The 13,090-nt window shown below is 40.3% G+C and carries 10 protein-coding genes; 7 read left to right on the forward strand and 3 right to left on the reverse strand.

What is annotated here, in order from left to right; all coding sequences use genetic code 11:
* Nucleotides 1–28 precede the first annotated feature (28 nt).
* The 3 genes from AC27JP_RS12440 (at nucleotide 29) to AC27JP_RS12450 (ending at nucleotide 2,827) form a co-directional block, all read left to right on the forward strand.
* Nucleotides 29–574, forward strand: a complete 546-nt coding sequence (locus tag AC27JP_RS12440; protein WP_487115527.1) for a DUF1415 domain-containing protein — start codon at nucleotides 29–31, stop codon at nucleotides 572–574.
* Between the two features lie 555 nt (nucleotides 575–1,129).
* Nucleotides 1,130–1,918, forward strand: a complete 789-nt coding sequence (locus tag AC27JP_RS12445; RefSeq protein WP_487115529.1) for a hypothetical protein — start codon at nucleotides 1,130–1,132, stop codon at nucleotides 1,916–1,918.
* Nucleotides 1,919–1,981: 63 nt separating this feature from the next.
* A complete protein-coding gene (locus AC27JP_RS12450) occupies nucleotides 1,982–2,827 on the forward strand; it encodes a glucosaminidase domain-containing protein (RefSeq protein ID WP_487115530.1) in 846 nt (281 codons plus the stop codon).
* Between the two features lie 95 nt (nucleotides 2,828–2,922).
* Here AC27JP_RS12450 and AC27JP_RS12455 read toward each other — a convergent pair whose 3' ends face one another.
* The 3 genes from AC27JP_RS12455 to ttcA form a co-directional block, all read right to left on the reverse strand.
* Complete coding sequence (locus AC27JP_RS12455; protein WP_487115532.1) at nucleotides 2,923–3,693, reverse strand: outer membrane protein OmpK; 771 nt, start codon at nucleotides 3,691–3,693, stop codon at nucleotides 2,923–2,925.
* A gap of 318 nt (nucleotides 3,694–4,011) precedes the next feature.
* On the reverse strand, nucleotides 4,012–5,304 hold the full coding sequence (locus tag AC27JP_RS12460) for an NCS2 family permease (protein WP_487115534.1): 1,293 nt from the start codon (nucleotides 5,302–5,304) through the stop codon (nucleotides 4,012–4,014).
* Nucleotides 5,305–5,430: 126 nt separating this feature from the next.
* Nucleotides 5,431–6,366: a tRNA 2-thiocytidine(32) synthetase TtcA gene (gene ttcA / locus AC27JP_RS12465; RefSeq protein ID WP_487115536.1), complete on the reverse strand. Its 936-nt coding sequence runs from the start codon at nucleotides 6,364–6,366 to the stop codon at nucleotides 5,431–5,433.
* A gap of 519 nt (nucleotides 6,367–6,885) precedes the next feature.
* Between ttcA and xdhA the strand changes: the two genes are divergently transcribed.
* The 4 genes from xdhA to allB are packed head-to-tail and all read left to right on the forward strand — an operon-like array spanning nucleotide 6,886 to nucleotide 13,043.
* Nucleotides 6,886–8,358: a xanthine dehydrogenase small subunit gene (gene xdhA, locus AC27JP_RS12470; RefSeq protein WP_487115538.1), complete on the forward strand. Its 1,473-nt coding sequence runs from the start codon at nucleotides 6,886–6,888 to the stop codon at nucleotides 8,356–8,358.
* The gene (gene xdhB, locus AC27JP_RS12475; protein WP_487115540.1) at nucleotides 8,351–10,720 is read left to right on the forward strand and encodes a xanthine dehydrogenase molybdopterin binding subunit; all 2,370 of its coding nucleotides are present in this window, start codon (nucleotides 8,351–8,353) and stop codon (nucleotides 10,718–10,720) included. The genes xdhA and xdhB overlap by 8 nt, the downstream gene beginning before the upstream one ends.
* 21 nt (nucleotides 10,721–10,741) lie before the next feature.
* Nucleotides 10,742–11,677, forward strand: a complete 936-nt coding sequence (gene xdhC / locus AC27JP_RS12480) for a xanthine dehydrogenase accessory protein XdhC (protein WP_487115542.1) — start codon at nucleotides 10,742–10,744, stop codon at nucleotides 11,675–11,677.
* Between the two features lie 10 nt (nucleotides 11,678–11,687).
* Nucleotides 11,688–13,043 (forward strand): allantoinase AllB, encoded by a 1,356-nt coding sequence (gene allB, locus AC27JP_RS12485; RefSeq protein ID WP_487115544.1) that lies wholly within the window; start codon nucleotides 11,688–11,690, stop codon nucleotides 13,041–13,043.
* Nucleotides 13,044–13,090: the final 47 nt, after the last annotated feature.

The following is a 13,090-nucleotide window of genomic DNA, read 5'->3' on the forward strand; positions in this document are numbered from 1 at the left end:
TAGGTTTAGACAGGTTTAAAGCGTTAAGATGACAAAAATTATTGAAATTGAACAAACAAAGCAATGGCTTGAACAGGTGATTATCGGGCTTAATTTTTGCCCATTTGCGAAAAAAGAGTTTGTTAATCAAACTATTCATTATCACCTAAGTGAGCAAGAGCAATTAAAAGTAGCGCTAACTGAGCTATTAAGCCAATTGGAATATTTGCGTGACAACCCTGAAACAGAAACCAGCTTATTAATCTACAACCAAGGATTTAGAGATTTTAATCGCTTCTTAGATTTGGTTGATTATGCTAACGACTTGTTAGTTGACTATGGCTTTGAAGGTATATTTCAAATAGCTAACTTTCACCCAGAATATTGCTTTGCCGATGTAGACTATGATGACGCCGGCAATTTTACTAATCGTTCACCTTATCCAACCTTACATTTGATTCGTGAAGAGAGTATGGAAAAGGTATTAAAGGTTTATAAAGATCCAGAGGCCATTCCAGAGCATAATATCGCGTTAGCTCATGACAAAGGTGCAGGCTACTTCCAAGCTTTATTGCGCAAAATAAAGCAAGCTTGATAACCTAGTTTTGATTAGAGCAAACGTGGCAGTGAAATAACAATTGCAAGGAAGTGTCGTTCGCAATCATAGTTTAGCGTATCGTCAGCTGTAATAATGATTGTTGCATTTGACGTATTGCAACGCACAATTACACTTGGTTTACAGTTCGTCAAGGTTGAAAAATATACAACAATGCCTCTGTATTGGAGAGGCATTATGAAAACTAGTTACCAAGGCCGAGTTTACCACTTTAAATCGTTTGATGAACTTTGGCGTTTTTATTGCGAAAAATTATCAACTTGATGCTCGCTGTATTTAATTGTTTTAAGCTGTTGTTGTTCAAGTATTAGATAACTCATTTTATTGACTGCACCTATAGTTGTGCCTCCTGTTTCATGGCGATTTACCGCTAGTTTTCTGCCATATTTGGCCGTTCATTCCAATTAATTCTCTTGTTAAATTGCCTTATCATTCCTACAAGCATATTCCCAGAGCCTGGTGAACTACGATATACTGCTGATAATATTGTTGTAATGAAGCCTTATCACGCTTCTCATTTAGGTAAATATTTTCGTGGAAAAACTTCCTGTTGTAAAAGTTGGCGGTAGTATTGAAAGCGCTATTAAAGGCGAATACTCTCTCGATGTTAGTGCTATTTTAAAAGAAGCTTGGCAAATCACGCTGAAATCTCGTATGTCGATTAATCTTGGGCTGTTTATCTGCTTATTAATCGCTATGTTCACCTCTATGCTAGCAAGTACGCCACTCGGTGGTATTGTTGTTGTGATGGAAGATCCGCAATTGATAACCTTGCTAAACATTATTGTCACTTTGGTTGTTTACCCTTTTTTAGCCGGCGTTGAAATGATGGGAGTGTTTCACTCCGTTGGTTTGAAAACACGTTCACAATTGATTTTTGCCTTTTTAAAACGTGGTAGTTGGGTTGCCGTTTGTGCATTATTAACTTCAACCTTTGTGTCTATCGGCTTAGCTTTATTTTATTTACCCGGTATATTTTTGGCGGTGGCGTTATCACTAGCATTACCTTTAGTGGTAGAGAAACGTATGACGCCAATGAAAGCTATTATTGTCTGTATTCAAGCTACCCGTTTTCAATGGTTTAAATTATTTAGCATATATTTACTGTTGGCATTGGCGATGATCATTGCAGCCTTACCTATTGCTGCGGCAGGTGATTCGGAGTTAGGTTTTATTGCCATCGCATTTTTCCTGTTTTGTTTAACGTATATCGCGCCAATGTTTTATAACGTTAAGGGTATTTTATATCGGGAAATTTTTGGCTTACAAATGCAAACCTCACCTGGTAATCCTGATAGTATTACCGATACATTTTCAGCATAAAGATCTTCGAAATCACTAATGATGAGCCGTTATTAGTGGCTAGCGATAAAGGAGCGAAAGGATTTGATAAAGTTTAATAAACAGCATTTTGTAGGATTGTTTTTTCTAATATTACTCGTTGTTGGATTAATTGCCCCATTTACGTTTTTACCGGTGCAAGTCGAAGCGCCAGTGCCAGAGCCAGTAGCGCCTAAGAAAATTCAAAAGGTGATTAAAGTAGCAGAGCAACCATTACATAACGTGATTTTGCCAGAGTTTGCAAAAATTCGTGATGTAAAAGAAAAGAAGAGACAATTTTTTGCTTTTATTAAACCTGCGGTACTCGCCGAAAATGAAAAGATACTGGCAGAGCGCAAAAAAATTGAACATTTAATTGCGCAATTGACGCTAGAACAACCGTTTAGCGAACAAGAGCATGCGTATATCGCGAACTTAATTAAACAATATAAAGTCAGTAAGAAGTTTTCACTGTTAAGACAACTTTATGAATTACAGCTAAAAGTGGATATGATCCCGCCGGCCTTAGTTTTAGTACAAGCAGCGAATGAGTCAGCTTGGGGCACGTCACGGTTTGCTCGTATTGGCTTGAACTTTTTTGGCGTTTGGTGTTATCGAAAAGGCTGTGGCATGGTCCCTAGTGGTCGAAATGTTGGTGCTAAGCATGAAGTGGCGGCTTATAGTTCGGTAGAGCAAGGTGTTGCACGTTATTTAAAGAATATTAATACCAATAGTGCATACATGGTGTTTAGAACCATTAGAGGGCAATTACGAGAGCAAGATCAGCCATTATCTCCTGAAATTCTGGCAACCGGATTAATACCATACTCGGAACGGGGCACTGATTACGTTTTAGAGCTAACTGAGATGATCCGCCATAACCGTAGTTACTTTGCACTTAACTCTGAGTAATTACTAATAAATAGTATCAAGTGCATAGTAAATAAAAAACGCGTTAGGTCACTAACGCGTTTTTTTATTAAGTATTTTGCCTTTAAGCTTGGTAACTATAAATGAACTTTAACCATAGCACTAAAGGTACTTTCATTGTCGATGCCGCTAATACCAAATTTGTTATGCCAATAAGAGTATTCAATGCCCACCTCAACAAATTTCGCTTTACCAAAATATTTACCAACATCTAAGCGCACTTGCGGGTTGAAGTGAAAGTCTGCACTGTGATCGTCGGCGGCAGAAGACCAGTCTAAGTAACCATCTATGATAATGTCGTGCTCCCCAAGCGCAATTGGGTAACCCCAAGCAACGGTGAGTTGATAGTCATTATCGGTGTCGTCATTGTCGGCTAAATAAATATTGCTGTTGAGATAATTAAAACCTTTAATATCCCAAGATGCCCCAACTCCTACTAAGTAATTATTAAAGCTAAAACCAAAGCCATCACTGTTACCAGTATCATGTTCATAGGTGCCAGCAAGATATAAATCAGTTATTGCGCCTAGTGCTATTTTGTTGTCAGTTAAATAGCTTAAGCTCAAACGTGCAGACAACTCACCGTAGGTTTCTTCATAGCGACCATGGCTATCATCTTTGCTCGCTGTGATGCGATCAGCAAAAAAGAACACGTCACCCCAGTTGTGACCAGAAGCATGTTCAAAGGTGATAACATTAATATTGTCATTTTTTAATACTTCGAAATCGTTGGTGTTTTTTAGGTAACTGATGGAATTGTCACTCCATAACGTTTCCGCACTTACGCTGGCTGCGAATATCATGCTAGTGCAAATGATAGCTTTGGATATTTTTGATGTTACTGACATGGTGTTGTTTCCCGGTGAATGAAAATTTAAAAGCAATGGCTTAGGGGCTGTTGATCTTTCGAGATTACTTTTGCAGCATTTTGTTGGCTATTTATACAAGGCAGAGGCTTTGTCATGTGGTTATTCCACATAAAAAGGTGATAACGCTGTAAAAATGGCCAACAAATGTTGTCCGAAGGATTCGGCCAAAAGCGCTTTACTCTTTGTTGAGTCGTATTTGCATAGAATGACTAGGCCACACACAACTCGCCGCGATTAAAACGCTTTTATCTCGAACAAAATTTAACCGCGAAAGATCAACAGCCCCTAGGTAATAAATTAAGCGAAAAAAGTAAATTTGAATAAAAACAGCAATGCTAAGCAAAAAACACTGAGGTTAATTTTATTAAAATGACCGCTAAAAGCACGCACCGCAACATAGCTAATAAAGCCAAATGCGATACCGTTGGCAATCGAGAAGGTCAGTGGCATGGTGATACAAATGACGGCGACAGGCACAGCTTCAGAGAGGTCATCCCACTTGACATTGACTAAACCCGCTAGCATTAATACCGCCACATAAAATAGTGGCCCTGCGGTCGCATAGGCAGGTACCATTGCCGCTAATGGCGAAAACATCAATGATAAAAGAAACAAAACACCCACGGTTACTGCGGTTAAGCCGGTGCGGCCTCCTGCGCTGACCCCTGCGGTACTTTCGACATAACTTGTTGTTGTTGACGTGCCTAATACACTGCCGGCGACCGTTGCGGTAGAGTCGGCCAAAAGTGCTTTTCCTAAACGCGGGAAATTACCTTTCTCATCGAGTAAATTTCCACGTTGTGCGACGGCAATGAGTGTGCCTGAGGTATCAAATAAATCGACAAAAAGGAAAGCGAAGATAACCGAAATCATGCCAACTTCAAGTGCACCAGCAATATCGAGCTGCATAAATGTTGGTGCTATTGACGGAGGCATTGAAATTAGGCCTTGGTATTGTACATCACCGAAAATGATACCGAGTAAAGTGATCAATAATATTGCAATCATTACGGAGCCATTAATGCCTCTATTTGCTAAGCCGACAATTAAAAATAGCCCAATTGCTGCCAGTATCGCTGGCATCGCAGTGATATCACCTAAGGTAAGTAAGGTCGCAGGACTATCAACAACGATCCCGGCATTTTTCAAGGCAATAAAGGCAAGAAATAAACCTATACCTGCAGCGATACCAAATCGTAGTGAATGTGGAATACTATTAATGATCCACTCGCGAATGTTGAACAGGCTGAGCATAATAAATACCAGACCGGAGACAAATACGCCGCCTAATGCCACTTGCCAGGTATAACCCATGTCGAGCACAACGGTATAAGTAAAGAAGGCGTTTAAGCCCATGCCCGGCGCTAAGGCTATCGGGTAATTCGCCAGCAAACCCATAACAAAGCAGCCAATAGCGGCGGCAATACAGGTGGCAACAAAAACGGCGCCATGGTCCATGCCAGCATCAGCCAACATCGCAGGATTGACAAAAATGATGTATGCCATGGTTAAAAAGGTAGTAAAACCAGCAATAATTTCTTGTTTTACCGTAGTGTTATGTTGTTGTAGCTGAAATAGTTTTTCGAGCATTAGCGAGCCTTGTTTAAAAATAGCTAAAGTTAAGGGATAAAAAATAGGTTTATAGCAATAAGGTTAATTTATTGACCAAGAGCACTGCCTAATGGACGGGTTAATTGGTCAATACACTTTTTGGCTTTATTTAATTTCAACAATATTGAGGACATCAGCGGCATGTACCTTAACGGCTGATTGTTCAGAGGAGGCAGTGCTAACAAAGCCTTCTTGGTCAAAAGCGGTATCTCCGCCGTCAATAATGCCGGAATCGCTGTTAATTGCTTTAAAGTCAAATAAGTCGCCGTCACATAAATGTGAAGGAACAACGTTTTGCATAGCAGTAAACATAGATTCAATGCGACCGGGGAAGTTTTTATCCCAATCTTGCAACATGGCTTTAATATTTTGTCGTTGCAGGTTTGGCTGAGAGCCGCACAAATTACAAGGAATAATAGGAAACTGCTTCAACTGCGCATATTGAATAAGCTCTTGCTCTTTACAAAATGCTAACGGGCGAATAACCACATGCTCGCCATTGTCAGATACCAGCTTAGCTGGCATTGATTTTAGTTTTCCACCGTAGAACATATTCAACATCAGGGTTTCAACCATATCATCTCTATGATGGCCTAATGCAATTTTCGTTGCGCCTAACGCTTTAGCGGCTTTGTAAAGTAAAGCTCGGCGTAAACGTGAACATAAGCTACAGGTGGTTTTTCCTTCAGGAATTTTCTCTTTAACAATAGCGTAGGTGTCTTCTTCGACTATTTGATAGGCGACGCCAAGCGATTCAAGGTAATTCGGTAATATATGCTCAGGGAAGCCCGGCTGCTTTTGGTCGAGGTTCACGGCGACTAAATCAAAATGAATCGGTGCAGACTCTTTTAAACGCATTAATATTTCAAGTAGCGCATAGCTGTCTTTGCCGCCAGACAAGCAGACCATAATTTTATCGCCATCTTCAATCATATTGTATTGGGCAATTGCTTGACCGACATGTCGTCGTAAACGTTTTTCAAGTTTACTTAACTGCGTTACTTGGCTTGGCGTAAGGGGCGATTTTAAATCTGCACTCATAATTAATTCCTAATAAATTGCGGCGCGTAGTATAGCCGAAGCGAGCAGATGAAAAAAGTTGCACAAGACATTTTATCTAACAAGTTCAACGGCAATTTCACAAAATTTGTACTAGATCATAGTTAGGGCGTATAGCTTTTTTAGATGACCAGTTTTATAGGTGATAAAAATAGCCAATTATGAGGTTAGAGCTATTTGTTTAAACCATTAGGTCGGTTATCAAACGGTATTAATGACGATATTTGTAAAATTTTTGTTTAAGGTTTTGTGATTAATTTTATTGGCAATAGCAGTAATGTTAATTTTTATTTAAAAATATCTAACAATTTGTTTTAAATAGAAAACTGTAACAAATTTGTTTCATTAAAAGCAGCATAAAGTAAGCCAGAATTTATTTTTCACTTGAGAATTTTAAGATTAATATTAATCTGACACTTGTGTCAGGTTTTTATTCTGATATATTTAAATGATGAACAATTCGAGTATAGCGACTCTACCTGAATAACAACGGAACAAATTATGACCCAAAGTGCAGTTCGTTTCTTATTAAACAATGATGTTGTGACAATAGAAAATATTGATCCAAACTTAACCGTTTTGCAGTATCTACGTGAATTACAATTTAACACAGGTACAAAAGAAGGCTGTGCTTCTGGCGATTGTGGTGCGTGTACTGTTGTGCTAGCTGAACTAGATAGTGACAATGTTGGACAACTAAATTACAAATCAATCAATTCGTGTATTACCTTTGTTGGTAATTTACATGGTAAGCAATTGATCACGGTTGAAGACTTGAAAGACGGCGCTAAGTTGCATCATGCTCAACAAACCTTGGTTGATAATCACGGCACACAATGTGGTTTCTGTACGCCAGGATTTGTGATGTCAGCATTTGCCTTACACAAGCATAATAGAACCCCCAATCGTGCTCAGGTGCTGGAAGCGTTAGCAGGTAATTTATGCCGTTGTACTGGCTATCGTTCAATTATTGAAGCTGCTATAACATCAAGTGAGAGCGCAGAAGAAGACTCTTTTGCTAAGCACTATCAAGAAACCGTCGCTAAATTAACCGAGTTTCAACAATTACCACCTCCGAGTATAGTGGCAAATGGCCATCATTATGTTGCGCCAAAAAATATCGATGAACTTGCCATTGAATTAACGAATGAACCGACATCAACTTTAGTTGCTGGTGGTACTGATTTAGCGTTATCAGTGACGCAAAATTTAGCGGTAATTGATAAACTGGTATATGTTGGTAATGTTGCCGAACTAACAAGGATTGAAGAAACTGATAATGAGATTATTATTGGTTCGGCATTACCTTACAGCGAATTTATCGAAACCTTACATCATTACTACCCAGATCTAGGTGAGATGATAGAGCGTATAGGTTCAAAGCAAGTCCGTAATAATGGCACGTTAGGTGGCAATATTGGTAATGCATCACCTATTGGAGACATGCCGCCAGCGCTAATTGCACTTGGTGCGACTATGACCTTACATGTCAATGGCAGTGAGCGTACTATCTTAGTTGAAGACTATTTTGTTGATTACAAAAAAACCGTCTTAAAACCGTCAGAATTTATCAAGTCGGTTCAAATCCCTAAACCAAAAGCGGGTCAAAGCTTAAAGCTTTATAAAATTTCTAAGCGTATTGATGATGATATTTCCGCAGTATTAGCGGCAATATTTATTGAGCAACAAGGTCAAGATGTCAGCAATATCCGTATTGCTTTTGGCGGCATGGCAGCAATTCCGAAACGCGCTCCCGCAGCAGAAAGTGTTTTGCTAGGCCATCACTTATCCGAAGAGTTAATTGTTAAAGCAAAACTTGCTTTAACAAGAGATTTTCAACCTATGTCTGATGTTCGTGCTTCAGATAAATACCGTATGACCGTAGCTCAAAACCTGATTGAAAAATGCTATTTAGAGCTGCAAAGCGCCAAATCAAGAAACATTATTGAAACACGAGTGACAAATTATGCGTAGCCTGATCGATGTAAGTAAAGCAAATTCAAACAGCGATAAAAGCGTTGTTAACGGACAAAATAATATCGGCTTAGGCGGCGTTGGTCGCTCGAAAAAGCATGAAAGTTCCGATAAGCAAGTCGCCGGTGAAGCGATTTACGTTGATGACCGTCCTGCACTTCGTGGTGAGTTACATGCTGCAGTCGGGCAAAGTACTATTGCTCACGGCAATATCAAAAGTATGGACTTATCTGCGGTTAAAGCTGCCGAAGGCGTTATTGCGGTAATAACCGTTGAAGATGTGCCAGGACATACCGATATTGGACCGGTATTTCCAGGTGATCCGGTACTGGCTATTGGTAAAGTTGAATATGTTGGTCAACCGCTTTTTGCTGTTGCAGCAACAAGTTACGACTTAGCCCGTAAAGCGATAAAATTAGCGAAAGTCGAATATCAAGAACTAGAAGCGGTATTAACGGTAAAAGATGCGTTAGCTAAACAAAATTTTGTTCGACCGCCATTCACCATGAAACGCGGTGACTCGGCTTCTGCGATTGCCAATGCCGAGCATCAATTATCGGGTGAAATTGTTGTTGGTGGTCAAGAGCATATGTATCTTGAAGGCCAAGTATCCACTGCGGTACCAACAGAAGATGGTGGTATGGAAATTTTTACCTCATCACAACACCCTAGTGAAGTGCAAAAATTGGTTGCGGAAGTACTAGATATTCCCTTAAACAAAGTATTAGTTGATATGCGCCGTATGGGTGGTGGTTTTGGTGGCAAAGAAACTCAAGCCGCACCATGGGCATGTCTTGCGGCATTACTTGCCAATGAAACAGGTCGTCCGGTTAAGTTTAAGTTAGCGCGTATGGACGATATGATCATGACCGGCAAACGTCATCCATTTGAAAATAACTACACCGTTGGCTTTGACAAAAATGGTCAAATCAAAGGCATTAATATTGAAGTTAATGGTAACTGTGGCTATTCACCTGATTTATCTGATGCCATTGTTGATCGAGCAATGTTTCATTCAGATAATGCCTACTTCTTAGACCAAGCAACTGTGAGGGGAAATCGATGTAAGCTAAACACCGTCTCACATACCGCTTATCGTGGTTTTGGTGGTCCTCAAGGCATGATGACTATCGAACTGGTTATGGATGAAATAGCCCGCCATTTAGGTAAAGACCCGTTAGAGATCAGAAAGATAAATTTGTATGGTGACGATGGTCGCAACGAAACTCATTACCATCAACAAGTTGAGCATAATAATTTAGTTGAGATCATCGAGTCATTGGAAGAGAGTTCTGACTACCAAGCTCGACGTAAAGCGGTGACAGAATTTAATGCCAATAACCCTATCCTTAAAAAAGGCCTTGCCTTAACACCGGTTAAATTTGGTATCTCGTTTACCGTACAACATTTAAATCAGGCTGGGGCACTGGTCCATATTTATACCGATGGCACCATTCACTTAAGTCATGGTGGTAGTGAAATGGGACAGGGTTTGAATACTAAGGTCGCGCAAATTGTTGCCGAAGAATTTCAAGTAGACGTTGATACGGTTGCGATATCAGCTGCTCGAACTGATAAAGTACCAAACTCGTCACCAACCGCTGCCTCATCAGGCACAGATCTTAATGGTAAAGCCGCAGAAGCAGCGGCAAAAACGATTAAGCAGCGTTTAATTGATTTTGCATGTGAAAAATATCAAGTATCTGCCGAGCAAGTTAAATTTGAAAGTAATACTATTGTTGTTGGTGAACAAACCTTTAGTTTCGCGGAATTTTCACAAATAGCCTACATGGGGCGGGTGTCTTTATCTTCGACTGGTTTTTATAAAACACCGAAAATACATTTTGATCGGGCAACAGGTAAAGGGCGTCCGTTCTTCTATTTTGCCACGGGGGCTTGTGTATCTGAGGTGATTATTGACACCTTAACCGGTGAGTATAAAACCTTACGTACCGATATTTTACAAGATGTCGGCCACTCGATTAATCCGGCGATAGATATTGGTCAAATTGAAGGTGCCTTTATTCAAGGTATGGGTTGGCTAACCACGGAAGAATTAGTTTGGAACGAACAAGGTCGATTACTTTCTAATAACCCAGCCACTTATAAAATTCCGGCAATTAATGATGCACCAGAAGACTTTCGTGTGGCATTAGTGCCTGATGCACCAAATCGTGAACATACTATTTACAACTCAAAGGCGGTAGGTGAACCACCATTTATGTTAGGAATATCGGTTTGGTCTGCACTTAAGGACGCAATATCGAGTGTTTCTGAGTATAAGTTAAGTCCAAAGCTAGACACACCAGCAACACCAGAGCGCGTGCTTTGGGCGGTTGAAAGTATGAAGGCACAATCGTAAGCAAAGCTTAGGAGCAATGTTATGACAATGGCAACTAAAATGAATTGGAACAGCGCTTCCTATGAGTTAAGCAAAAAAGGTCAAGCTTATGTTTTGGTGACTTTAGTGGGGGTTTCCGGTTCAACGCCGAGAAACAGCGGGACTAAAATGGTGGTCAGTAAAAATGATTTATTTGACACTATTGGTGGTGGACACCTTGAACATAAAGCCGTGAAGTACGCACATAAAATGTTGCTAGAAGGTAAAAATAGTCAGCATTTAGAACACTTCCAATTAGGCAGTAATTTAGGTCAATGTTGTGGCGGTAATGCTAGCGTTTTGTTCGAGTGTTTTGCTGCGGTAGAAGTCAATATTATGTTGTTTGGTGCCGGTCATGTCGGTAAAGCACTATTACCCATTCTGGCGCAATTGCCTTGTCAGGTAACTTGGGTCGATAGCCGGGAAGAGCAGTTTCCAGCGCTTGTTGATGGTTATCATAACGTTCGAAAAGTGGTCGCTGAAGAACCCGAGCTAGAAGTTAAAACTATGCCTGAGAACAGTTACTACATAGTGATGACGCATAACCATCAAATGGACTTTGATATCTCGCAAGCGATTTTAAAGCGTGGTGATTTTTCATATTTAGGCTTAATCGCCTCTGACACTAAGTGGCGTCGCTTTCAACAGCGCTATAAGCATCGTGATATTGATACGCTGCAAGTCGCTCGAATGAACTGTCCCATAGGCCTGTCACAAGTTGGTGGTAAATTGCCGATGGAAGTTGCGGTGTCAATTGCTGGTGAAGTTATTCAGCACTATCAAGATGAAAAACAGCAAGCCGAAAGCCAAAATTGTGCTAACAAAGTTACTAACACTGCCAACACTAAAAAACGTCCGGTTTCGCAGCAGGGCATTCATTGGCAAGAATTTAAACAACTATTAACTAACGAAGAATTAAGCGTTAGTGATAAACCATAGGAGAAGCAAGGTGTCCCATTTTGCTCTACAAAGTAACAATGTCATTATCAACGGTGAGATGATTGCCGCCTGTGTTGAAATAAAAAATGAGTTTATTTTTGCCATTCATCCACACGGTCAAGCGCTATCGTGCCCGATACAAGATTTTGGCGATAAGGTGATCATGCCGGGCTTAGTTGACTCGCATGTGCATATTAATGAACCGGGCCGAACTGAGTGGGAAGGTTTTAATACCGCCACTCAAGCAGCAGCTGCCGGCGGTATTACAGCTCTCGTTGATATGCCGTTAAATTGTATTCCGGTCACAACTACGAAAGCGGCATTTCAAGAAAAACTTGATTCTGTTGATGATAAGTTGTGGGTTGATTGTGGTTTTTGGGGTGGCGTTATTCCAGAAAATATTGCTGACTTAGATGAATTATTAAATGCTGGTGTACTTGGGGTTAAATCATTTTTAATTGACTCTGGCATTGCAGAGTTTCCAAATGTTGAAGCTAAAGATATTAGAGCGGCAATGCCGATATTAGCTAAACACGATGTGCCATATTTAATCCATGCTGAATTAGATTGTGGCAGCTTTAACGATGTTGAGATCACTAAAGAATACAGTAGCTTCCTTGAATCACGGCCGAAAAAATGGGAAAACGATGCTATTTCCTTAATGGTTGATATGGCGCGTGAGTCGCAAGAAAAAGGTGATAACTGCAAAGTTCACATTGTGCATTTATCCAGTGATGAAGCCTTAGATACCATTGCTCAAGCGAAAAAAGAAGGTTTGCGCTTTAGTGCTGAAACTTGTCCTCACTATTTGACCATAGCCGCTGAAACTATCCCTGATGGCAAAACGTTATTTAAATGTTGCCCGCCTATTCGTGAGAATAAAAACCGTGAACACTTATGGCAAGCAGTTACCGATGGTCGATTAGATTTTATTGTTTCTGATCATTCTCCTTGCACGCCAGAGTTAAAACACATTGATACTGGTGATATTGAAAAAGCTTGGGGTGGCATTTCCGCCTTACAGTTTGGCATTTCATTGATTTGGACAGAAGCGAAAGACCGAGGCTTTAGCTTAGTCGATATTACTCGCTTGATGTCAACTGAAACTGCTAAGTTTGCCGGCTTAGACTCGATTAAAGGCGAAATTAAGGTAGGGAACCACGCCGACTTTTTGGTGTTCGATCCCAATGCAGAATTTGTTATTACCAATGAAATGATCAAGCACCGCCACAATATAACGCCTTATGCCGGTCGCAAAGTTACGGGGCAAGTCGAACATACCTTTGTACGTGGTCACCATGTATATCAACAAGATGAATTTATTAATGAGCCTAAAGGGCGTCCCTTGCTAAAAGGTCAACTGTAAAGGGAAAACTGTAATTATCAGTTGGCAGAGATGCTCACCAGCAATAA

It is taken from the genome of Colwellia sp. SU-HH01172 (assembly GCF_057553355.1).